This window comes from bacterium (genome assembly GCA_013360215.1).
In the GTDB taxonomy this organism is placed as follows: Bacteria; CLD3; CLD3; order SB21; family SB21; genus JABWCP01.
Window position 1 is genome coordinate 39562 of the sequence record JABWCP010000012.1, and the last position, 24075, is coordinate 63636.

Genomic DNA, 24075 nt, shown 5'->3' on the forward strand with positions numbered 1-24075 from the left:
GTTCGGCCATTTTCATACGCCAATTCCCTTGATTCCCCCTATTTGCTTCTCTATATTCAAAACAATCGTTTTTTACGGCGGTACGCGGCACCATGACAAAAAAATCGGTCGGTAATTTTATCCTCGTCCTGCATACGCATCTACCCTATGTGCTGCATCATGGTCAATGGCCGCATGGCATGGAGTGGCTTTATGAAGCCGCGTCCGAAACTTATATTCCGCTGCTCAATGCCCTGAATGCATTGCAAAACGAAGGCCGCCGGCCGCGCCTTACCATCAGCATGACTCCGGTCATTACCGAACAACTTGCGAGCGAAGCGTTTAAAAAAGAATTTGTCGCTTTTTTGTACGATGAGATTGAACGCGCCCGCACGGATATGGTGTCTTTTGAAAAAAGTCCGACGGAGAAAAAGTTAGTTTCGCTGGCGGAATATTGGTTGGATTTTTATCAAAATACGCTCAAAGATTTTACACTCACATACCGCCATGATTTAATCGGCGCGTTTCGCACCTTACAGGATCAAGGCGTACTTGATATCATCACCTGCGGTGCTACCCACGGATATTTTCCTCTCCTCGGTACCGATGCCAATATCCACGCGCAAATCCGAATGGCCGTCGTGACACATGAAAAATATTTTGGTCGTAAACCGCGCGGAATATGGCTTCCGGAATGCGCCTATCGCCCCCGGTATGTATGGACACCGCCCGTGGCTTCGGCGCTTGGCTCCGAGCCGCGTCTTCGTAAAGGTATCGAGGAAATACTGGACGCTAACGGTTTGGAATATTTTATCGTTGATTCCTCGCTCGTCGAGCCGGGTCGGGCCGTACCGATGTACATGGGACGGTTTGAAAATCTACGCAAACTGATGATGCGTTTGGCCAGTGAAAATCGCCCGATACCTAAAGCGGATTTTCTGCAATCGGTATATGATGTCTATAAAACCAAATCATCGTACGACGCACCCGGTAATCCCGTTTCCATTTTTGCAAGGGATATGGAAACATCCATGCAGGTTTGGTCCAGTGAACAAGGTTATCCCGGCGGCGAATGGTATTTGGATTTCCATAAAAAGCACGAGCAAAGCGGACACCGCTACTGGCGCGTCACCAGTCTTGAGGCCGATCTCGGTCTAAAAGCACCATACGAGCCTCAAAAAATCCAATCGGCCATCGCCGATGATGCACAGCATTTTGTGCAAGCCGTGCGTCAGGCACTCACTCGATTTAAAACAAAACACGGATACGAAGGCACGCTTACCGCTCCTTTCGATTCCGAGCTTTTCGGGCATTGGTGGTTTGAAGGTCCCGGTTTTCTCAAAACCATCTTCGAACTGATGGATGACGATCCCGCAATCCAAACTATGCATTGCGCCGAATCGTTGGATCAGAATCCGCCTGAAAAAATCATCGCTATTCCGGAAGGCAGTTGGGGTGCGGGCGGCAACCACTATGTGTGGTTTAATCATGAGGTGGATTGGATGTGGCCTTTTATCTACAATGACGAAGCGGCTATGCGCGATCATGTGCAGCGATGGAACAATAATACCGATCCCGAATGGACCGCGATCATCAAACAAATGGTGCGCGAACTTTTTCTTCTCGAATCTTCCGATTGGCCTTTTTTGATCAGCACGCAGTCGGCGATAGATTATGCGACCGAGCGCTTTATGGAACATCATACTGCTTTTGAAAAATTAGCACGTCTGTCCGAATATCATTGTAACGGTTCTGCATTGCATCCGGACGACCGCGCCTGGTTACGCGAAATCACATCGCAAGATCACATTTTTGATGATGCGCTGATTGATCCGAATTGGTTTTTGAACGATTGACTTTTTCCGCTTATTTTTCCTACTCAACAAACACCGGAGGTGTTATGAAAAATTCCCGGATTTTAGTTTTATTTTGTTTGCCGCTCATGACCACGGCCATCCATGCACAATCGGACCCTTTCACAGGTTCCTACACCGGCAAAGGATTTCGCCCCGGCGAAAAATATACGGAAAAACCAAGTTATGTGATCGATGTGACGATCGAAAAAACCGGCGATTATTATATGGTACGTTGGTTTGAAAACGGTAATCTCTCGTATTACGGGCTCGGCATTCACATTGATAATGTTCTTTCTGTCAGTTATGTATCCGTGGATAAATCCATTTACGGAACGGTATCGTATAAAGATTTTAAAAAAGATAAAGGTTATCTCGTCGGCGCATGGTGTATCGCGCCCATGGATCCCGACGCCGTCGGTAACGGAAAAAACGGAATGGAAGTCCTCTGGCCCAAATAAAGTCCTCGTGAATGGCTTGAAATTCAGATTTTTTGAGTTTATCTTGCCGCGTTCGGATAAAACACACGGAATATAAATCGTCCCATAAATTAAAGGAGTTTTTTATGAAAAAATGGATGATGATTGCAGCACTGATCACTGCATTTACATTTTCTCAAAATGCCAACGCTCAATTACCTGTTAAAATGGGACCGCGCGCAGGCGTCAATATCGGTGACGGCGGCGATTATTTTGTCGGCGGACATATCGAAGTCAGTTTGCCGGTATTACCTTTGACCTTCGTTCCGAATGCCGAATACGTCTTCGTAGATAACGCGACAAACATCCATACCGGTGCGGATGTACAATATACATTCATCGGTGTCGGCGTGGCAAAACTGGTTGCAGGCGGCGGGTATACTTTTCAATACGCCAAACCTAAAGGTGTTGATGCCAGCACCAACAGTGGATTTAACTTGCAATTCGGCGCAAAGGCCAGCCTAGGTGTGAGTGCGTTTGGATTGATTCGCACAACAAATATTGACGGTAGTTGGGTGAAGTCCATGGTTCTTGGCGTGACGTTTTAATTTTAAGTGAATGCATACAAGGAGTTTTATGGCTGGAAAGTTTAAGAATGTAGATTATTATGATATGGATACGCTGCTCTCCGACGAAGAACGGATGACGCGTGATACGGTTCGGGATTTTGTGGATGACAAAATCCTGCCCATCATCGAAGAGCATAACCGTAACGGCACGTTTCCTATGCATCTGGTAAAAGAGATGGCCGACCTCGGTGTTTTTGGAGCCAATCTGCCAGAGAAATACGGTTGTGCCGGCATGAACAATGTCGCGTACGGACTTATCATGCAGGAGCTGGAACGCGGTGACAGCGGGGTGCGCAGTTTTGCATCGGTGCAGGGCGCGCTCGTAATGTATCCGATCTACGCCTACGGTTCCGAAGAACAAAAAAACTATTGGTTACCTAAACTGGCTAAGGGTGAAAAAATCGGATGCTTCGGTCTGACTGAACCTGATAACGGCTCCGATCCCGGCGGTATGAAAACTAAAGCCGTCAAAGACGGAAAGCACTATATCCTCAATGGCGCCAAGATGTGGATCACCAATGGCACGGTTTCCGATGTGGCCGTTGTCTGGGCGAAATTGGATGGTGTGGTGCGCGGCTTCCTCGTAGAAAAAGGAACGCCGGGATTTACAGCACCGGAAATGAAAGGTAAGTTTTCATTACGCGCATCCGTTACAAGCGAACTTGTACTTCAGGATGTTCGCATTCCTGAAGAAAATATTTTACCTAACGGCTCCGGCCTCAAAGCGCCTCTCGGATGTCTTACCCAAGCGCGTTACGGTATCGCGTGGGGTGCACTCGGTGCCGCGATGGCGTGCTTTGATTCGTCCGTTCGTTACGCTAAAGAACGTATCCAATTCGATAAGCCCATCGGCAGCTTCCAGTTGGTACAGGAAAAATTGGCTTATATGATTACTGAAATCACCAAAGGCCAACTTTTGGTATTGCAACTGGGTCGCCTGAAAGACAGCAACAAGATGAAATTCCATCAGGTTTCGATGGCCAAACGCAATAACGTGTATATCGCCCTTGAGATAGCCCGGATGGCGCGCGATCTGCATGGCGCTAACGGTATCATCGACGAATATCCGATCATACGCCATATGATGAATCTCGAATCCGTGAAAACCTACGAAGGTACGCACGACATTCATACGTTGATCATCGGCGAAAGCGTGACGGGCATTCCGGCTTATAAGTAGTACTCATTTCACAGCCGCAGCATAGTTTTCGTATTGCATCGAGATTATGCTGCGGCTTTTTTATTTTCAAAGTAACCGATCGTCATTTCCCGCGTATATTGTAAAGATCAATTTCGGAAATACTCATGAAAATCTGTCCTAACTGCACGACCAACAATCTTGACACGTCGGCCTACTGTGTCAGTTGCGGCGCGGAACTGACAATGCCTGTTAAAGAAGAACCTGCGCGCGAATCCCGATTTCCCAAAGACCATATCACACATCGCGAAGATCATCCGGCCAGCGGTATGGCAAAACTCGCCATGACGCTCGGATTGATTTCGTTGTTTTTTGTTTTTTTTGCAGTGATTTGTGCGCCGCTGCCGGGGATCATGGCTATCATCATCGGAAACAATGAACTCAAAAAACTGCGCGGTGAAAGATATTCGACCAACGGCGAAACATATTGCCAGATCGGCATTTGGTCGGGTTGGATTTCTACTGCCATCGGCATACTGCTTATTGCCATCGGCGGGATCGCGACGATTTGGCTTGTCAATTGGTTTATCGAAGCTTTTACACGTTAATAAGTATTCTTCGTATTCAGATTTTTTAGAGGAGCAGACATGTTCATCGGACATTTTGCGACGGGATTTATTTCCAAAAAATGGATGCCGCATATTTCACTTCCCGTGCTTTTTATCACCGTACAATGGCCGGACTTGATATGGCCTGCCATGCTTTTATTGGGATGGGAATCGGTACGCATCGAACCCGGCAATACGGTAATGACGCCGCTGGCATTTGATCACTATCCGTACTCGCACAGCCTCATGACCAATCTTCTCGTTGCATCTCTATTTGCTCTCTGGGCGCTACGGCGATATCGCGATCAACGCGTAGCCGCTTTACTTTTTATCACGGCATGTAGTCACTGGATTTTGGATTTTGTAACGCACCGACCGGATTTACCGCTTTCGCCGGGCAGTTCGCAAATGTTTGGTCTCGGCTGGTGGAATATTCCTCCGGTTGCTGTCGTTGCAGAGTTGGCATTAATGGCTGCGGGAATTTTTATCTATCATCGCACAACCCGAGCAACCGGAAAAACAGGCGTATGGGCGTTTTGGGGTTTGATCGCTTTTCTTATGATCATTCATACAGGAAATCTCCTCGGTCCTCCGCCGCCAAATATTACAGGCATAGCACTGGCCGGGAACCTGATGTGGTTATTTGTACTGTGGGCGTATTGGATCGAAAAAAATCGCACCGTAATCAAATAAATTACCATTATCGTTTAACTACAGGATCAGCCGTATGAAACAATGGTTTTGTGTTTTTTTGATCATCATGGTCGCATCATGCCAAAAACCAGCTCCGAAACAACCGGATGTCAAACATTTGGAACCGGCCGCGATGGCTTTGATGAAACAAGGTTTGAATGATCTACACGCATACACGATGTTATCCGAACTTACGACGAAAGCGCCCAAAAGACTGAGCGGTTCCGCAATGGCGGACAGCGCCGTTGCGTGGGGCGAACGTACGATGAAAAATCTCGGATTTGAAAATGTTCGTTTGGAACCCGTAATGGTACCGCATTGGGTACGCGGACCTGTCGAAGAAGCCTTTATCACATCAACCGCACCCTCTCAAAAACTCAATATCTGTGCGCTGGGCGGCAGTATCGCCACACCTAAAGAAGGCATCGAGTCCGAAATCATCGAAGTGAAAAGCCTTCAAGAAGTGCGTACGCTTGGTGACAAAGTGAAAGGCAAAATTGTATTTTACAATCGCCCGTTTGATAAAACGTTATTTGCTCCTTTTGAGGCCTACGGCGGCGCGGTAGATCAACGCGGATACGGCGCGGTCGAAGCGGCCCGTTTCGGAGCCGCCGCAGTACTGGTTCGCTCCATGACCAATCGGATTGATACCTATCCGCACACCGGCGCGATGCGTTACAACGATTCCATTCCGAAAATTCCGGCCGCCGCGATCAGCACGCTGGATGCCAATAACCTCAGCGCTATGCTGACCAAAGGACAACCGGTAAAAGTGCGGATGAAACTCACATGCGAAACGTTGGCTGATAAGCTGTCGTACAATGTCATCGGTGAAATTCGCGGAACGGAAAAACCGGAAGAAGTGATCGTGATCGGCGGGCATCTTGACAGTTGGGATAAAGGTACAGGTGCACACGATGACGGCGCCGGGATCGTACACTCTATCGAAGCGTTGCGGTTGATGAAGGCTACCGGCCTTTTACCCAAACGCACCGTTCGTGTCGTATTATTTATGAACGAAGAAAACGGCGTCCGCGGCGGTAAGGGTTATGCGGCGGTTGAGCGGCCAAACGAAAAACATATTGCCGCTTTGGAATCCGACGGCGGTGGGCATGCACCGCGCGGCTTTGGCGTAGAAGCTGATTCCGTAAAACTACCGCGGATTACACGATTTGAATCGCTCCTCAAAATCATAGATGCCGATCGCGTCGGGCCCGGGCACGGCGGAACCGATATCGAACCTTTGGGTAAAACCGGTGTACCGTGTATCGGACTTCATCCCGATCCCCAACGTTATTTTGATTACCATCACTCCGATCACGATACGATCGACAAAGTACATGATCGCGAACTCGAACTTGGAGCTATTGCCATGGCGATTCTAACTTACGCCATCGCGTTTGAAGGCATTTAAAAAACTTGCAGTATCAAAAAGAAGAAACTACCACGATATGCTTAAGGTCGTTTTTATCGCGTGAAACCCGTAACAGAAATTAATACGGTTCATTTATTTCCCGAGCTGGACCGATTGCTCATCGCGTGCTTGCGGAATCTAAGGCCGGAAGACTGGCGTGTACAGACATCAGCCGGTTCGTGGACGGTTCGTGATGTAGCCATACATCTGCTTGACGGTAATATTCGTTTAGTATCAGCGATGCGCGACCATCATTTTGCACCGACACCGAACGATCTTTCTTCGTATGAAGCGACGGTACAGTTTCTTAATACACTCAATGCCGACTGGATCAAAGCTTTTGAGCGAGTCAGTCCGGCGATGATTTGCGAATTGCTTGAAATTACGGGCGCGTGGTACTGTGCTTATTTGAAAACGATACGCCATGATGATGATGCGGTATTTCCCGTTACGTGGGCGGGTGAATCCATGTCTAAAAATTGGTTTCATGTCGCTCGGGAGTACACTGAAAAATGGCATCATCAGCAACAAATTCGTTCATCGCTCGGCGATGAGGTGACACTTTTGCAGAACGTATGGTATTTGCCTTATCTTGATACCAGTATGCGTGCGCTGCCGTATGTATATCGTAATATGCCGGCTCCCGACGGCATAGTTTTACAGTTTACAGTATCCGACTTGACTGATGCTAATTGGTTTTTGAAAAGAAATAATAACAAGTGGGAACTTTTCAGTGGTACCGATCCGAAGCCGCACGCACACATGCGTATCGAAAAAAAAGCGGCTTGGCGTATTTTTACTAAAAATCTGAATGGCGAGCGTGCACGTCCCTATATCCACATGCTTGAGGGCGATGATTTTTGGCTTAACCCCTTGCTGAATATGGTGGCTGTCATGGCTTGATTTTTTTATAACCGACGGTCAATAACTTATTTATACAATCAAATGAAACCTATGATTATTGCAGAAACAGATCGTTTGATCCTCCGCCGATTGACCCATGAAGATAAACATTTTATCCTGCGCTTGGTCAACGAACCATCGTGGTTACGGTTTATCGGAGATCGTAATGTACACAGCCCCGAAGACGCTGTACGTTATATTACCGATGGCCCGATGGCGATGTATGCCAAATACGGATTTGGTTTATTTCTTGTAGTTCTAAAAGGGTCGGATACACCTATCGGCATGTGCGGTTTGCTCAAACGTGACACACTCGAACATGCGGACATCGGGTTTGCTTTTTTACCGGAATATTGGGGGCAAGGTTATGCGTACGAAGCGGCGGCGGCTACGATGGCTTATGGTCAAAAACAGCACGGCCTCAATAAAATCATCGCCATCACTTCACCGGATAATGCGTCTTCTATCAAACTGCTCAAAAAACTCGGCCTCGTCGAAAAAGAAATCATCCAATTACCCGGCTACAGCGGCGAAACTTTGGTCATGGAATAAAAAAAGAGCTGCAATTAGCGGCTCTTTTTTCTAGTAAAATAGAATTAATCAAAATTCTACATCGCCGATGTATTCAATATTTTTGTAGTTTTTTCCTGAAAACGGCGTTTTCTATCTTCGCGTGTACGACGTTCCTGTACATGCGAGGACGATTTTTTAACATTGGAGCCGGCTTCTATACCGACAGCAAAAGACATATAGAAAGTATCATCTGATACAATATGCCACATAAATCCGGTACCATCGCCGCCCATGTTACCGGACGCACCGGCTTTAGCGATAGGTCCATTGGCGCAATCAATACCATAAATATATAGATACGACTCCGTATCAAGCATGCTGGCCGGAAAAGTAAAGGTATTGCCCTCAAATGCTGAATCAATTTCAACATAATACCATGATTCGCCATCATAATATTCTAATTCCGCGGAAATATATTTGAAGTCTGAGTTTCCACCGTACGTCGTCAATGTCAACGCGGTATTCAAAGGAATATAATAATCCGTCGTACTTGCTTTGACACTATCATACATCGTCGGCTGATCTACGGTGCCTGTTATCGTTCCTTCGGTAGTTTTGATCGCGATATCTCCATCGCCAAATGAGGCTTCGGATGCAAAATCAAAATCGAATGAATTTTGAAAAACAAATAAATCTTCCACGCCGGTGATGTTTTTTGCAGTAACCGATTCGATAAACGGCAGAGGATCGCCCATAACAATTCCGTCATAATCAAAATCATTTCCTTCGGAGCCCAAATACTCATGCTGATAAACATAAGCGATAAGCACATTGGAATTATTGCTGTCGCAGCCCAACATGGTCAGCGTCAGAACACCAAACACAAATAATCTCATACTTTTCATAAAATCCCCTCTGGTTTTGTTATACAGGTTAATTATTGATGACACCTGTAATTACGATTGAATACCATTTACGTGAACAAAGTAAATATATTTTATAATGATTACGATGTCCATCTCTTTTATGTGCTTATAATAAAAACCGCTTGATTTCCATAACGATAATTGTTTTTATTGATCAATCATGTATCATAAAGTGTACCGTTGATTGAAAAAATACCCTGTCCTTTCTTTACGCGAACGCGTCCGGCCGCATGCCGACTATGATGGTAGTGGTGTGACTATCGCTTTTGTGGACAGCGGATATTATCCACATCCGGAATTGCGCGGTCGTATTCTAAAATTTGTGGATGTGTCATCGGAAGCATTTACGGAAAAAGATTTTCATACAATCCGGCCGTCCAGTTGGCACGGTACGATGGTAGCCTGCTCCGCCTGCGGGAACGGCATCTGGTCCAAAGGTTATTATCGCGGAATCGCATCCGGAGCTAATGTAGTTTTGATCAAAGCCTTTGACGGTAAAAAAGTAAAATCGTCGTATATCCTTAAATCCCTCACATGGATTATCGCCCATCACAAGCCGTATCATATTCGCGTCGTCAGTGTATCCGTGGGCGGTGACCGCAATGAACCTTCCGAAAAAAGCCGCATTTGCAAGGCTATTCACCGTTTACATCAGTTAGGCATTACCGTGATTGCGGCGGCCGGCAATAATCCTTCACGACCGGTGATTCCACCGGCGAGCTGCCGCTTTGCTATCGCCGTCGGAGGTATCTACGATCATAACGACAAAAACCCGGATACGGCCAGCGAATATGGTTCCTCCTACGGTATTACTTTAGATGGTCTGAGTAAACCGGAAATCGTAGCGCATGCCCGGTTTTTACCGGCACCAATGCTGCCGGAAAATTTTACATATGCGGAATCGGAAATTCTGCATGTACTTTATAAAACACCGGCCAGTAATCTGAAGCGTAAGTTAAGGTCGTTGATACATAAAACGCGCTTAGACGCGGCTATTCTTTCTCTCAAGCCGGCAGAAATCAAAAAAGCTATACGGCAACGCATGGACGGCGAAAAATTTATCGCACCGGGTTTTCAACACGTTGATGGCACTTCATTTGCCGCGCCGATCATAGCCGCCGTAGTGGCGCAAATGCTGGAAGCTAATCCATTGCTGACGCCGACCATGATACGTATGATCCTCGAAACGACGGCCAAACGTATACCCGGCATTGCACCCGAGAAACAAGGATTCGGCCTCGTTCAAGCCAAGGCTTGTGTAGAACAGGCTTTGATAGAAACGTCTATGCCGGAAATTCACGAGTCTCCATTGATACTCAAAGATCGCATTGTTTTTTTGTATTACCATCGCAATATCCGCAAGGTCAATCTTGTCGGTGATTTTACGGATTGGCAAAAGAACAAATTACTCTTCGTTGAAATTCGTCCCGGTGTATGGCGTGTTGATATACCCCTTTTATCAGCCGGGCAATACCAGTACAAATTTTTTGTGGATGATACTTTATGGACCGAAGACCCGCTCAATCCGCATAAAACTGCCGACTCGTTCGGAGGAATGAATAACATTCTGCATATCTGATCGTCTGTCCTTCATACAAATGCCTGCCAACTGCCTCTTTTTCCTTGCAGGCTTGTATTTTATTTTCACTCCTGTGAATTAATCTTCTGAATTGCACATCATTAAATCCTTAATTTTTAATGTTATGTTTTTGGCATACAAATTGTGATCTCTATCACACGTAGCAATAACATATCAAAAACTTTTAGGGAGTCTCGTCATGAAAAATTTACTGAAAATCTTCACATTCGTTTTCGCAACCCATGTAATGGTGGCCGCTCAAACGATCGAAGTCGCAAACGAAGAACCGCTTACGCCCGAGCCAAAAAGCACTTACTATGAAACCAAAAACCGTATCGGCTTTGCTGCAGGAAATGTATCCGGGGTTGGCTTATCATACGAACGTGATCTTTTTAGAAATTTTTCAGCACTGTTTGTCATCGGCGGTGTTGCCCAAAAAAGCCAAAGCGATTTTAATACCGGCCTTACTTTCAAATACACTTTTAGCCGAATCAACAAACGTGTCAGTGTCAATGTCGTAAGTGGTGGCAGCTATTTTCTTGACATTGACCGTTTTGGGATCTACGACCCTACAACCGGCGATCGCAGTGAATCGGAACGTCGTCGTAACTATATCAAAATGGGATTGGGTCTCGGAATGACGGCGTTATTTTTCGACGGACGTTTGGGTATTGATGTCAATTTTATCGGTATGGGCGCCAGCTTTCAGAAAAAACAAAACAAGAAAGACTATCAGCTTGGCGATAAACCCATTCGCGGACCTCAAGTTAATCTGACGTATCACTTTTAATTCCGATATCGTTTTCACGGGTCCTGTCGTGCCAAGGGGGTAACATGGGAATCTGAATCTTTTAGAAAACGTATCGGGAGCATCGGATCCTCTCCGGTATTTAGGCTGAAAACAAATGTGTTCTCAGCCTTTTGCCGTCATGTGTCCGAATAATCAACGAACTGAAAAAAATCTTGACATCCTCGGTCTCTTTTGATATTATTGCCTGCCTGAAAATAAAAAAACATATGAATTTGGCTCTGTAGCTCAGTTGGTAGAGCAGAGGACTGAAAATCCTTGTGTCGGCGGTTCAATTCCGTCCGGAGCCACAGCAAAGACCCTTAAGTTACAACAGCTTAAGGGTTTTTAGTTTATGTCCTATGACATTATTTCACGTAGTTTTATTTCTTCCGTGAACTAGTGTATGGTGATGACCGATCGTGCCGTGATATTTTTTCATTTCTTGAACTTATGGGGCATTTTTTTGTAAGTTATGTATAATTGTGACCGGGCACGTCCCTTGCCACACATCGGTTCCAATGTTCGTGCTTTCCGGTTACCCCTACCTTTTTTGAAACTGCCGACGCTGTTACGAAAGTAAAGCTTCATGAGTATCACATCTAAAAAAATATTTCGTCGTCTGTTTTGTTTTTTCCTTTTTCTTTTCATGTTGGCTGCCGATACGAAGGCGCTGGATCCGGAGCGCAGTGTAACGCAATACGTGCACGATGTTTGGTTGAAAGAAGACGGTTTACCCGGAATCTCCGTACTGTCGTTTTATCAAACCCGTGAAGGGTATTTATGGATCGGTTCGTTTGAAGGATTGGCGCGTTTTGACGGCGCAAAATTTACGCTTTTCAATCGCCGTTCCATTGATGCTTTTCTCAGTTACGGGCTCTGGCGAATCTTAGAAGATAAACACGGTTATATTTGGATGGGAACCAACGGCAACGGTATTTATCGCTTTAAAGATCCTAACTTCCAACGCCTTGCCGTAACCAACGGGCTCACCAATGACAATGTTTTATCACTGGCGATGGATCAGGATGAAATAGTTTGGGCGGGCACGCGAAAGGGATTAAACAGAATACGAATTATTTCACAAGATAGTTTTGCCGTTGAACCCGTGATGTATCGCAGTAATGTACTGCAGGACGTTTTTGGGTTGTGTACCGATCACGACGGCACCGTATGGATAGGCGCTACAAATACTATTTATCGTTATGTCGAAGGCCGCCTTGAGGAGTTTGCAAACATCGGCGAGCGCATCCGTTCGATGTATGTAGATCGCGATAATAGGATATGGATCGGCACCACCAACCCCGGCGTTTTTCAAATTTCAGAAAATCAACTGCGCCATTTTACAACTAAAAACGGGCTCCCCCCGGAATCCATCTGGCGTGTGTGGTATGACCGTGACGGCAATGTTTGGTTGGGTTCGGATGGTATGGGTCTTTTTCGCGCCAAACCCGGAAGTTTCCGCGACGAAAACGAATTGATTTCCCTTGAGCAGTTTTCAGAAAAAGAAGGATTAACCAATAATCGAATTTCGGCGCTTTTTGAGGATCGGGAAGGCAGTTTGTGGATCGGCACATTTCGCGGTGGTCTCAATCGCCTGCGTGACGGAAAATTTATCACTTATGCATCCGCCAACGGAATGGTGCACCCGGTTGTTTATCCCATCGTACAGGAACATAACGGCGATATGTGGTTTGGTACGGAGGGCGGTTTGTCGCACTATTCGGGCAACCGTTTTGTAAATTACACGACGGCCAACGGGCTTTCCAATAATCAGGTACGCGGCATTGTTCGTGATTCCAGGGGCCGCCTGTGGGTCGGCACGTACGGTGCGGGTTTAGATATTTTTAATCCGGCCAGTGGACGATTCGCGCCGGCTCCGTCTGCGATTAACCACGCCTTTCGCAACATTCGTGATATGCTTAAAGACCGCGAAGGCCATCTGTGGATCGGCACTATCAACAGTATCGGATTGATCAAACCAGACGGCAGCCACCGTACTTTTACCATGCAAGACGGCCTGCTTACCACATCTATTTTATGTTTGTACGAAGACATCTATGGCAACGTGTGGGCCGGTACGGATGGTGGCGGCGCTGCACGCTACGATCGTAACAAAGGTTTTTTCAGAGTACTGACGATGAAAGACGGATTGAGCAGCGATATTGTTTTTGCAATACACTGTGACCGGGACAGCGTATATTGGTTTGCGACGCAAAGCGGCATTACGCGCTACGATCCACGCGCCACAGATTTGCCGTTTGCTTCGCTCACCGTACGCCAAGGTTTGCCGGCCGATGCGGCATTTGAAATCCTCGAAGATAATCACGGTTACATCTGGCTTGGCGGTGCAGAAGGAATTTTTCGCATCAGTAAAAAGGATTTTGAAGATGTCGCGCGCGGTAAAACCAATCAATTGACCCCGCTTCTTTTTGGCAGACCGGACGGTATGAAGACCAGCCAAACAACCCCTTCGGGACGTGCGCACAAAACATCCGACGGAAAGCTTTGGTTTCCCACCCCTAAAGGCGCCGTGGTCATCGATCCGGATAAAATAAAAACCAACCCTGTACCGCCACCCGTGGTGATCGAACGATGCATAGCCGATGGGCAATCATGGCCGATACAAAACGATGTGGTATTGCCGCCCGGTATTTTGCGAATTGAGTTTCAATACGCCGCTTTGAGTTTTCTCGCTCCGCAGCGCGTATTTCACAAATTTAAACTCGAAGGATTTGACACCGATTGGATGGATGCCGGTACACGACGCACGGCATTCTACACGGGACTTCATCCCGGCGAATACACTTTTAAAGTCATCGCCTGCAACAACGACGGCATCTGGGCATCGGAGCCGACTTCGTTTTCTTTTACGATTCGTCCGCATTTTTACGAAACACGGTGGTTTTTGCTTCTCATTTTCGGCGGTATGATCGCTGCGGCTTTATCATTATACCGTTGGCGTGTTCGCCACTTGATGCACCGTGAAAAGGAACTAGCCGCATTGGTCAAACTGCGCACGCATAATCTGGAAGAAGAAAAAAAACGCACCGAGGACGCACGCATCGAAGCCGAACGTCAACGCGAAGAGGCGTTGCGCGCCAATGAGCTTAAAACACAATTTCTCGGTATGGCATCCCATGACTTAAAAAATCCGTTAGCGGCTATCATAAGTTATACCGATCTGATCATCGAAGCGTATGACGATAAAGCTCAGTCCATGCGCGATCTGGGTTATATTCGCAAGGCGGCCCATCGCATGCTTCATCTTATTAACGGTCTTCTCAATACGGTTAGCCTGGAAAGCGGAAAAGTCGTCCTGCAAAAAGAAAAATTAGATGTATCCGATTTGGTGGAACAGGTTCTTTTTAGTAATCAACAAATGCTGGAACGAAAACGTCAACATGTGCAGGTACAAACTGTACCCGGACTCTATGTTAACGCCGACCGTGACCGTCTCTACGAAGCGCTGGATAACCTGATCAGTAACGCGATCAAATATTCCGATTACGATAAAACAATACGCGTAGATTTGGGCATGAATGAACTTAAAATCATAATTCGAATCACGGATGAAGGTCCCGGAATGACTACCGACGATATGAAAAAACTTTTCGGTAAATTTCAACGTCTTTCAGCCAAACCTACCGGCGGAGAGACATCTACAGGCTTGGGTTTGTCTATCGTCAAACAAATCGTCGAAATGCATGAAGGCCAGGTTTGGGCCGAAAGTGAATTCGGTAAAGGCAGTACCTTTGTCGTGGAGTTGCCAAGATTCACTTCATAGCAAACGAATCATTTTATCGTTTATACAAGGAAAGACCCATCATACAACCAACTCCGATCCGACCGGATTGAATTTTTAATAAAACGGCGGATCGCCACTCACTGTAGCGACCGAGTTTGAATTGGAAATCAAGTTGGCAAAGGCAGCATATCCATTTTGAATTACATATAAAAAAATCATAGTGTATTTATGCAATCATGTCATCCTCTTAGAAGCCGTGTTCAAATAACCCTGATTTGGTTACATTGCCTTTTCGTCACCGGTTCCTTATACGCGCTGGATCCGGATCGGCGCGTGACACAATACATGCATACGATGTGGACGACCGATCAGGGGCTGCCACAAAATAATATTACCTCTATGATCCAAACGCGGGACGGCTATATCTGGTGTGGCACGTTGGATGGGCTTGTACGATTTGACGGTGTACGCTTTGAAGTTTTTGATAAGCGTAATACGCCGGCCATTCGCAATAATGCAATCATCACGATGTTCGAAGATCGCTCCGGTGGTTTGTGGGTAGGTACCATAGGCGGAGGCCTAGTGCATTATAAGAACGGAAAATTTATTTCTTACGGATTAACGGAGAAGTTCCCCAGTGCGTATATCTTGCATATGGCCGAAGACGAACAAGGGCGCTTGTGGTTCGCTACGCGCGACGGATTGGTCACTCGCGGCGATACGTCGTGGATTACCTATACGGCAAAAGAAGGTTTAACGCATACTTCCGTACGTTCGCTGTTTTTTGATCGTAAAGGACGGCTTTGGATCGGCTCTTCGGTCGGACTCAGTTTAATGGAAAACGGCGTGATTCGTAAAATTTTCGCGCACGAACTTGCCGACAAAAACGTCACTTCGATCACTTCCGACAGCACGGATATCATTTGGATTACGGTACTCGGCAAAGGCGTGTATCGTATCAAGGGAGATAGCATCGCACACTTGCAAGCACCCAAAAGTATTCCTCATAATTTTATCAATGCGATCGCTCGTGATAAAAACGGTAATCGCTGGTTGGCTACCGATGGCGGTCTCTATCGTGAACATCACGGACGCTTTGAACGATTTATGGATGAATCGAATTTTCCTCTCGACAAAGTCATGTGTCTGCTGGAAGATCGCGACGGCAATTTGTGGTTTGGCACCAACGGTAGCGGGCTTAACCGTCTGCGTGATGAAAAATTTATCACTTATACGACCCTTGAAGGTTTTAAAGACAACAGCGCCAACGTCGTATTCGAAGACAGCCGTGCTCGCATCTGGGTCGGTACCGAAGCCGGCGTTTCGATCATTGACGGCGATACGATCCGTAATCTCGGTGAATCCAGCGGACTGACCAACACCAAAGTGCGTTCTTTTGCGGAAGATACAGACGGACGAATATGGGTCGGCACGCGCGAAGGTGTTTTTGTATGGAATGAGGTACGTTTCGAATCATGGAATGCGCGCCTCAAAATTCCACCCTTGGTCATTCTCTCCATGCTGCGCGCGCGCGACGGTACGATGTGGATCGGCACCGGCGGCGCTGGTGCGGTATCTTACAAACCTCAAAACGTACAACAATATACCTCCAAACAAGGTTTAGCCGGCATCGTCGTGATCGCTATAGCGGAAGACTCGCTCGGGCGAATGTGGTTTGGCACCAATAGCGGACTGAGTCGCTTCGACGGAAAAAACTTTGTCACATACAATTCCAAAAACGGTATGTCATCTGATATTTTTTTATCTCTGTATGTGGACAAAACCAATACGCTGTGGGCGGGTACATTTGGTAACGGACTCAACCGCTTACAAAACGACTCCATCGCCATATTTACGACGGCCGATGGTTTATTCAACGAAAACATGTATTCCATTCTGGAAGATGGCGAAGGTTATCTGTGGATGAGCTGCGGTAAGGGCGTGTTTCGCGTCGCCAAAGAAGATTTTGAACGATACCGTCAGAAAATAATACCCGTTATACCATGCAAAGTGTTTGGCCGCAGCGACGGTATGCGCAGCAGCGAATGCAATGGCACTACACAACCCGCCGCATGGATGACCCGCGGCGGATGGCTTCTGTATCCGACCGGTAAAGGTCTTGCTGCCGTGAATCCGCGTTTGTTGTCGCGCGTTTCCCCGTCACCGCTGGTCGTCATTGAGCGCATGCTGGCTGAACAAAAACTCATCACCTTAGGTGAAAAAATCGAATTGACGCCGGGACACCGCCGTATCGAATTTACATTTACCGGTTTAAGTTTTACCGCTCCGGAAAACAACACATTTATGTACCGGCTTATCGGTTTTGATAAAGAATGGATCCAAGCCGAAAAAACTCGTCATGCCGTCTATACCAATGTACCGCCCGGTGCATACCGCTTTGAGGTGATGGCTTCCAATAGCGACGGCATTTGGTCCTCGCAACCGGCGACAGTATTATTTTCAATTGATCCGTATTTTTTTGAGACCGTGTGGTTTTACAGTTTGTCCGGTGTATTCCTTTTGTATCTCGGTTTTACGTATTACCGTTCGCGTGTGCGCGAACTGCACGAACGTCAGGAAGAACTGACACGGCTTGTACAGGAACGCACACGTAATCTGCGCGAGGAAAAAGAAAAAACCGAACACGCGTTGCGGGAATCCGAGGAAGCTAAACGCGAGATCGAAAAATCTCAGCAGGTCATTCAGTCGCAATCACAAAAATTGATCGAATTGGATAAAGTAAAAACCAATTTCTTTACCAATATTTCTCACGAATTTCGTACCCCGCTCACATTGATCATCGGACCTTTGGAAGATGTATTGCGATCCGCCACGCTTTCGGCCGATCAACGCGTTTCATTTGAACTCATGTTACGTCAAGCCAAGCAACTATTGGGTTTGATCAATCAACTTCTGGAGGCAGCCCGGCTTGAGTCCAATCGGGTTCAGTTTCATCCTTCACTTCGACCGCTGGTTCCTTTTGTTCGCGAACTGACTTCTATGTTTGAATCGGCGGCTCAGCGTAAAGGCATTCATCTTTCGCTGGAGACCTCCGACGAGAAAATACAATTGTACTATGACCTTCATGCGATGGAACGCGTTTTGACAAATCTTATTTCTAATGCGATCAAGTTTACCGAGCAAGGGTTTATAAAAATTACGATCAAACATAGTGAACATACGCATCGTCCGTCGGTTGTCATTTTTGTCGAAGACAGCGGACGCGGTATTCCGCAGGAACATCTCGGCCACATCTTTCAGCGTTTTTATCAAGCGGACGGTGTCGAAGCCGATCAACTGGGGAGCGGAATAGGTCTTTCGCTGGTCCACGATTATGTGGAGATGCACCGCGGCTTGATCACTGTCGAAAGCACGGTCGGCAAAGGCACACGTTTTATGATAACGCTTTTTACCGGCGAAGAACATTTATCCGGTACGATCACACCTCATGCTGAAATAAAAACGGAGACCGAATTTATTTACGCCCGTTCCATCGCCGCACTTTCATCCGAACATAACATTACTCCCGAAATATCAGCGCCGGATCCGACGGAGCGTCAAACGGCCGATAAGCCTAAGGTATTGATCGCCGATGATAACGCCGATATTCGTTTGTACTTATATAACCTCTTGCGGGACGAATACCGCATGATCATGGCGCACGACGGCGCCGCGGCGTTGGATTTGCTTCAACGGGAATTTCCGGATATGGTGCTCAGCGATGTGATGATGCCCAATATGGACGGAATGGAATTGTGCCGTCGTATCAAATCCGATGAACGCACCCGCCACATTCCGGTCATACTGCTCACCGCACGCGCCGATGAATCCAGCAAAGTGGAAAGCCTCAATCTGGGTGCGGACGATTTTGTCGCCAAACCATTTAGCGCTAATGAACTGAAAGCACGCATGCGCAATTTGCTCGGCATCCATGCCATGAAACTGCAGTTGATCGAACAAGAAAAAATGGCTTCTTTAGGACATCTTGCCCGCGGTGTCGCACATGAAATCAATAATCCGCTCTCCTTTGTAACAGGTAATCTTTCCGTTTTGGAATCACGGCTAGCCAAACTACATCCGGATGAGAATATTAAACCCATTGTCACCGATATCATGAGCGGAACCAAACGCATTGCCGCGATCGTGCAACACTTGCGTGAATTCACACGTCTGGATGAAGCCGAACGTAAATTCGTTGATCTGTCCGATATGGTGGATAACATTCTCACGCTCTTAGCCGGCGAAATGCAATCCGATATTCGCATCGAAAAAAATATCGCACAGGTGCCCATGATTGATTGTTTTCCGCGCGATCTCAATCAAGCGATAGCACAAATCCTTATGAACGCGACATATTATGTACGTGAACGCAACCGCATTGAAAACCGGTCTCTTGGTCATATTACCATTCATCTGAACAAAACCGATGAGAAATATGTCGAACTTATCATAGAAAACGACGGCTTCCCGATTGCACCCGAAATTCGCGAACATATATTTGAACCCTTCTTTACGACCAAACCCATCGGCAAAGGTACCGGACTGGGCTTAAGCGCTGTTTACGGCATCATTCGCCGTCACCACGGACAGATACGCTGCGTGTCGGAACCGTCCCAGCCGGTGCGCTTCATTATAATGTTACCGTTTGCAATACCGTCATAATACCGGTTTTTTGATATATGTAATTTTCGAAAAATTGATTTTTATCATCCCGACTCCTCATCCCGATCATAGACAAATCTCCCATAACATGATAGTTTAAGGAAGAGCTGCAAAACAGCTCTCCTTTTAGTTTAAATAAATAACTAAATGGTTATGTAACTAATTAGTTTTTATGTACTTCCACTTTGGAGAGATCGTATGAAATCTATTTTACACTCCTTTACCCGTACCCTGACACTCTTTTATATACTGGCTTTTATAAATCAGGCTTGGGCTACCGACGGATATTTTTCACATGGCTATGGTACCAAACAAAAAAGTATGGGTGGTGTATCCACCGCGTTGACCTTTAATGCGTTTTCCGCCATCACGAACCCGGCGAATGCCGTTTATATTCAAAACAACTGGGGACTGGGTATTGCTTTCTTTAATCCCAACCGGCAATACGCCGTGAGCGGTTCACCTTCCGGTTTTCCCAATACGTTTCCGCTCACACCGGGAACGGTCAAAAGTAAAAGTACGGGATTTTTTATTCCATCCCTGAGTTACAATCGCCTGATCAATGAAAAATCCGCTTTCAATTTTGCTATTTTTGGCAACGGCGGAATGAATACCGATTATAAAACCAATACGTTTAATACGACCAAACCCACGGGTGTTAATCTATCACAACTTTTTGTCAATACGAGTTATGCATATAAAGTGACCGACAACCATGCTTTTGGCGTTACCGCGATTTTCGGGTACCAATGGTTCGAAGCCAAAGGGCTCACAGCCTTCAGCGGATTTTCAAGATACAACACCAAACTCACGGACAATAAATCGGATAAAGCTTACGGATACGGCGCTCGTCTGGGTTATAGCGGACAGATCACGCCGCAGTTGCGCATCGGCGCATCGTACCAAACGCGTATATGGATGACCGAATTCAACGACTACAAAGGCCTCTTTGCGGAAAAGGGTGATTTTGATGTGCCGGCCACATGGAATGCCGGATTAGCATGGGATATTAATTCCGCATGGACGCTCGCGGCAGACCTTACTCAAATCTATTATAGCTCCGTCAAATCCGTCGGCAATCCGATGAAACCGGCTGATTTTCAAAACGACATTTTACTCGGCGACAAAAAAGGTGCCGGATTTGGCTGGAACGATATGACGGTTTACAAAATCGGCTGCGAATATCGTCACGGCAACGATTGGTCGGCCCGCGTCGGCTACAACTACGGCAAACAACCTATCCCCACGAGCGAAGTGATGTTTAACATCCTCGCACCCGGCGTGATCGAACATCATCTCACGTTTGGCGCCAGCAAAAAAATCGGATCGAAATACGAAATCAGTTTGGCTGTCATGCGCGGTTTCTCCAATGAAGTCAAAGGTGCCAATCCGATGGAAGCTCCGGGGCAACAAGCGATTGCGCTCAAAATGAATCAATGGGAATTTGAAATCGGTTTAGGTTTCTAATACTTAACAGGCGATTACATCATGTTATCACGCAGACGTTTTTTAAAAATCGGGGCCGGATTTACAGCCGGCGCAACCATCGCGGCCGGCGCCGCTCATACTTTGGCGGATCGTTTAGCCGCGTTGGAAAAACCTTCCGGACAAGTAGAAGTGATACCGACATATTGCGATATCTGTTTTTGGAAGTGCGGCGTTTTGGCGCATGTCAAAGAAGGTCAGCTGTGGAAACTGGAAGGTAATCCGGAAGATCCTCTTAGCCGCGGGCGCTTGTGTCCGCGCGGCACAGGCGGGGTCGGCGCACACTACGATCCGGATCGGCTGCGTACGCCCCTGATCCGCCGCGGCGAAAAAGGCGCCGAAGAATGGACCTCCGTCACATGGGATGAAGCGCTGGACTTCATCGCCGAAAAAATGAAAAAAATTAAAACCGAATACGGTCCGGAATCCGTGGCACTCTTTAGCCATGGCATCGGCGGTAATTTTTTTAAGCATACGATCAAAGCCTACGGCTCACCCAATATCGCGGCGCCTTCGTTTGCCCAATGCCGCGGTCCGCGGGATGTCGGATTTCGCCTCACCTTCGGTGAAGATGTAAGTTCACCCGAGCGCACCGACATCCGCAACGCCAAGTGTCTTGTTTTGATCGGATCGCATCTCGGCGAAAATATGCACAATACGCAGGTTCAGGAATTTGCCGAAGCCGTAGACAATCACGCGACGATCATCGTCGTGGATCCGCGCTATTCCGTCGCAGCCAGCAAAGCGCAGCATTATCTCCCGATCAAACCGGGTACCGATCTCGCGCTGATCTTGGCGTGGATGCATGTCATCATCAAAGAAAATCTTTATGATAAAGCGTACGTCGAACAGTATGGTTTTGGTTTCGACGCATTGGTTGCGGCTTTGGAAACTTACACACCGGAGTGGGCATATCCTGAAACCGGCATTGAACCGGAAACGATTCGCACTACCGCCCGCGTGATGGCACAATACAAACCTGCGACACTCGTGCATCCGGGACGCCACGTCACATGGTATGGGAATGATGCCCAACGCAGCCGTGGCATTGCTCTGCTTAACGCGTTGCTCGGCAGCTGGGGACGCAAAGGCGGTTTTTATACGCCGGTCAGTATGGATGTGCCGGCTTTCCCCTATCCCTCTTATCCCAAATCGGATAAAGGTAAAGTGGATAACCCCGGTCATAAATATCCCTTTGCGCACGAAACGATCACCACCGGCATACGCGAAGCGACACTCACCGGTAAACCTTATCCGATCAAAGGTTGGTTTGTGTACGCAACCAATCTGCTGCATGCTTTGCCTAATGAGGAAGAAACGATCAAGGCCATTCAGAATCTCGATCTGATGGTCGTGATTGATGTTATTCCCAGTGAAATCGCCGGCTGGGCCGATGTGATATTACCGGAGTCGGTGTATCTTGAGCGGCACGACGATCTTAATGTCGAATGGTTCCGCGATCCGTTTGTGGCACTGCGCCAACCCGTCGTATCTGCCCCGCATGAGCAGAAGCCCAACTGGTGGATGGCCAAGCGTCTTGCCGAAAAACTCGGGCTCGGTCATTATTATCCGTGGACTCATATCGAATCGTATTTTGAAACGCGGCTTCGGCAGGCGGGATTGAGTTATGAAACACTGAAAAAAAACGGAATCCTCCTCGGCGAAAAAAAACCGGTTTATTTCGATGAAGGCGTACCGGCCGAATTTCCCACGCCATCAGGAAAAATAGAATTTTATTCATCCCAACTCGCAGAAGCCGGTTTTGAACCGGTACCCAAATATGTAGCCCCGCCTCAACCGCCACCGGGTTCATTTCGGCTTTTGTTTGGTCGTGCGCCGGTGCACTCGTTTAGCCGTACGCATACCAACCCCGTACTGATGGATATGATGAATGAAAACGAACTGTGGGTCAATGCGGACATGGCGTTACGGTACGGTTTAAAATCCGGCGATTATGTTCGTCTCAAAAATCAGGACGGTGTGGTCAGTACTAAAATCAAAATCAAAGCGACGGAACGCATTCGCACCGACTGCGTGTATATGGTGCACGGATTTGGGCATAACGCCAAAGCGCTCAAGCGCGCTTTCGGACGTGGTGCCAGCGATGCACAGCTTATCACACGCTACGATACCGATCCCTTGATGGGCGGCACCGGTATGAATAATAATTTTGTCACTCTGGAAATGGAGGCTTAGCCATGGCGCGTCTCGCAATGGTCATAGATACCCGAAAATGCGTCGGATGTATGGATTGTGTCGTGGCCTGCAAAACTGAAAATCAGGTTCCCGAAGGATACAATCGCGACTGGATCACGACCGAAGCCAAAGGAAAGTTTCCCGACGTGCGTCTCGAAATTCGATCCGAACGTTGTAATCACTGTTCCAATCCACCGTGTGTGACATGCTGCCCTACCGGTGCGAGTCATGTGCATGACTATGGCGGCGTCGTGCTGGTCGATCATGATGTATGTATCGGCTGCAAAGCATGCGTCGCATCGTGTCCGTATGATGCGCGTTTTGTTCATCCCGAAGGTTATGTGGACAAATGTACATTCTGCATTCATCGCGTGGAAAAAGGACTTGAGCCGGCTTGCGTGTCCGTTTGCCCTACGCATTGTATGTACTTTGGCGATCTGGATGACCCTAATAGTAAAGTTTCTCAACTTCTGCAGAAACGCGGTTACCATACGAATTTACCGGAAGCCGGTACGCAACCGAATATTTTTTATCTCACGTGAG

17 protein-coding genes and 1 tRNA gene are annotated in these 24075 nt (G+C 47.2%); 17 read left to right on the top strand and 1 reads right to left on the bottom strand.

From position 1 onward, the window contains the following. Window positions 1-92: 92 nt before the first annotated feature. The 9 genes from HUU58_09385 (at window position 93) to HUU58_09425 (ending at window position 8188) form a co-directional block, all read left to right on the top strand. Window positions 93-1835 (top strand): DUF1957 domain-containing protein, encoded by a 1743-nt coding sequence (locus HUU58_09385; GenBank protein NUN45885.1) that lies wholly within the window; start codon window positions 93-95, stop codon window positions 1833-1835. Window positions 1836-1879: 44 nt separating this feature from the next. Then, entirely contained in the window at window positions 1880-2293 is a 414-nt protein-coding gene (locus HUU58_09390) for a hypothetical protein (GenBank protein NUN45886.1), read from the top strand. A gap of 104 nt (window positions 2294-2397) precedes the next feature. Continuing rightward, a complete protein-coding gene (locus tag HUU58_09395; protein ID NUN45887.1) occupies window positions 2398-2859 on the top strand; it encodes a hypothetical protein in 462 nt (153 codons plus the stop codon). A 28-nt stretch (window positions 2860-2887) separates the two neighbouring features. Then, the gene (locus HUU58_09400; GenBank protein NUN45888.1) at window positions 2888-4060 is read left to right on the top strand and encodes an acyl-CoA dehydrogenase family protein; all 1173 of its coding nucleotides are present in this window, start codon (window positions 2888-2890) and stop codon (window positions 4058-4060) included. Window positions 4061-4185: 125 nt separating this feature from the next. Beyond that, the gene (locus tag HUU58_09405; GenBank protein NUN45889.1) at window positions 4186-4626 is read left to right on the top strand and encodes a hypothetical protein; all 441 of its coding nucleotides are present in this window, start codon (window positions 4186-4188) and stop codon (window positions 4624-4626) included. 39 nt (window positions 4627-4665) lie between these two features. Then, entirely contained in the window at window positions 4666-5319 is a 654-nt protein-coding gene (locus HUU58_09410) for a hypothetical protein (protein NUN45890.1), read from the top strand. 34 nt (window positions 5320-5353) lie between these two features. Then, window positions 5354-6733 carry a M20/M25/M40 family metallo-hydrolase gene (locus HUU58_09415; protein NUN45891.1) on the top strand — a complete coding sequence of 460 codons (1380 nt, stop codon included), beginning with the start codon at window positions 5354-5356 and terminating at the stop codon, window positions 6731-6733. Window positions 6734-6793: 60 nt separating this feature from the next. Continuing rightward, on the top strand, window positions 6794-7636 hold the full coding sequence (locus HUU58_09420; GenBank protein NUN45892.1) for a maleylpyruvate isomerase N-terminal domain-containing protein: 843 nt from the start codon (window positions 6794-6796) through the stop codon (window positions 7634-7636). A 51-nt stretch (window positions 7637-7687) separates the two neighbouring features. Further along, the gene (locus HUU58_09425; protein NUN45893.1) at window positions 7688-8188 is read left to right on the top strand and encodes a GNAT family N-acetyltransferase; all 501 of its coding nucleotides are present in this window, start codon (window positions 7688-7690) and stop codon (window positions 8186-8188) included. A 56-nt stretch (window positions 8189-8244) separates the two neighbouring features. On the opposite strand, the gene HUU58_09430 is transcribed toward HUU58_09425, so the two are convergent. Continuing rightward, window positions 8245-9054 (bottom strand): hypothetical protein, encoded by an 810-nt coding sequence (locus HUU58_09430; protein ID NUN45894.1) that lies wholly within the window; start codon window positions 9052-9054, stop codon window positions 8245-8247. A gap of 205 nt (window positions 9055-9259) precedes the next feature. On the opposite strand from HUU58_09430, the gene HUU58_09435 reads away from it, so the two are divergent. The 8 genes from HUU58_09435 (at window position 9260) to HUU58_09470 (ending at window position 24074) form a co-directional block, all read left to right on the top strand. After that, a complete protein-coding gene (locus tag HUU58_09435; protein ID NUN45895.1) occupies window positions 9260-10654 on the top strand; it encodes a S8 family serine peptidase in 1395 nt (464 codons plus the stop codon). Window positions 10655-10853: 199 nt separating this feature from the next. Then, a complete protein-coding gene (locus tag HUU58_09440; GenBank protein ID NUN45896.1) occupies window positions 10854-11444 on the top strand; it encodes a hypothetical protein in 591 nt (196 codons plus the stop codon). 235 nt (window positions 11445-11679) lie between these two features. Beyond that, a tRNA-Phe gene (locus tag HUU58_09445) sits at window positions 11680-11752 on the top strand. Between the two features lie 278 nt (window positions 11753-12030). Then, window positions 12031-15228 (top strand): hypothetical protein, encoded by a 3198-nt coding sequence (locus tag HUU58_09450; GenBank protein ID NUN45897.1) that lies wholly within the window; start codon window positions 12031-12033, stop codon window positions 15226-15228. Window positions 15229-15522: 294 nt separating this feature from the next. After that, the gene (locus tag HUU58_09455) at window positions 15523-19851 is read left to right on the top strand and encodes a response regulator (protein ID NUN45898.1); all 4329 of its coding nucleotides are present in this window, start codon (window positions 15523-15525) and stop codon (window positions 19849-19851) included. Window positions 19852-20049: 198 nt separating this feature from the next. Continuing rightward, window positions 20050-21318: an outer membrane protein transport protein gene (locus HUU58_09460; GenBank protein ID NUN45899.1), complete on the top strand. Its 1269-nt coding sequence runs from the start codon at window positions 20050-20052 to the stop codon at window positions 21316-21318. A 21-nt stretch (window positions 21319-21339) separates the two neighbouring features. Beyond that, entirely contained in the window at window positions 21340-23532 is a 2193-nt protein-coding gene (locus HUU58_09465) for a molybdopterin-dependent oxidoreductase (protein NUN45900.1), read from the top strand. A gap of 2 nt (window positions 23533-23534) precedes the next feature. Next, window positions 23535-24074: a 4Fe-4S dicluster domain-containing protein gene (locus HUU58_09470; GenBank protein NUN45901.1), complete on the top strand. Its 540-nt coding sequence runs from the start codon at window positions 23535-23537 to the stop codon at window positions 24072-24074. The last annotated feature ends 1 nt before the right edge of the window (window position 24075 follow it).

Coding starts and splice junctions, on each gene's coding strand:
- HUU58_09460 (NUN45899.1), top strand. CDS start 20,050: ATGAAATCTATTTTACACTCCTTTACCCGTACCCTGACACTCTTTTAT.
- HUU58_09395 (NUN45887.1), top strand. CDS start 2,398: ATGAAAAAATGGATGATGATTGCAGCACTGATCACTGCATTTACATTT.
- HUU58_09390 (NUN45886.1), top strand. CDS start 1,880: ATGAAAAATTCCCGGATTTTAGTTTTATTTTGTTTGCCGCTCATGACC.
- HUU58_09430 (NUN45894.1), bottom strand. CDS start 9,054: ATGAAAAGTATGAGATTATTTGTGTTTGGTGTTCTGACGCTGACCATG.
- HUU58_09465 (NUN45900.1), top strand. CDS start 21,340: ATGTTATCACGCAGACGTTTTTTAAAAATCGGGGCCGGATTTACAGCC.
- HUU58_09385 (NUN45885.1), top strand. CDS start 93: ATGACAAAAAAATCGGTCGGTAATTTTATCCTCGTCCTGCATACGCAT.
- HUU58_09410 (NUN45890.1), top strand. CDS start 4,666: ATGTTCATCGGACATTTTGCGACGGGATTTATTTCCAAAAAATGGATG.
- HUU58_09450 (NUN45897.1), top strand. CDS start 12,031: ATGAGTATCACATCTAAAAAAATATTTCGTCGTCTGTTTTGTTTTTTC.
- HUU58_09415 (NUN45891.1), top strand. CDS start 5,354: ATGAAACAATGGTTTTGTGTTTTTTTGATCATCATGGTCGCATCATGC.
- HUU58_09425 (NUN45893.1), top strand. CDS start 7,688: ATGATTATTGCAGAAACAGATCGTTTGATCCTCCGCCGATTGACCCAT.
- HUU58_09400 (NUN45888.1), top strand. CDS start 2,888: ATGGCTGGAAAGTTTAAGAATGTAGATTATTATGATATGGATACGCTG.
- HUU58_09405 (NUN45889.1), top strand. CDS start 4,186: ATGAAAATCTGTCCTAACTGCACGACCAACAATCTTGACACGTCGGCC.
- HUU58_09470 (NUN45901.1), top strand. CDS start 23,535: ATGGCGCGTCTCGCAATGGTCATAGATACCCGAAAATGCGTCGGATGT.
- HUU58_09440 (NUN45896.1), top strand. CDS start 10,854: ATGAAAAATTTACTGAAAATCTTCACATTCGTTTTCGCAACCCATGTA.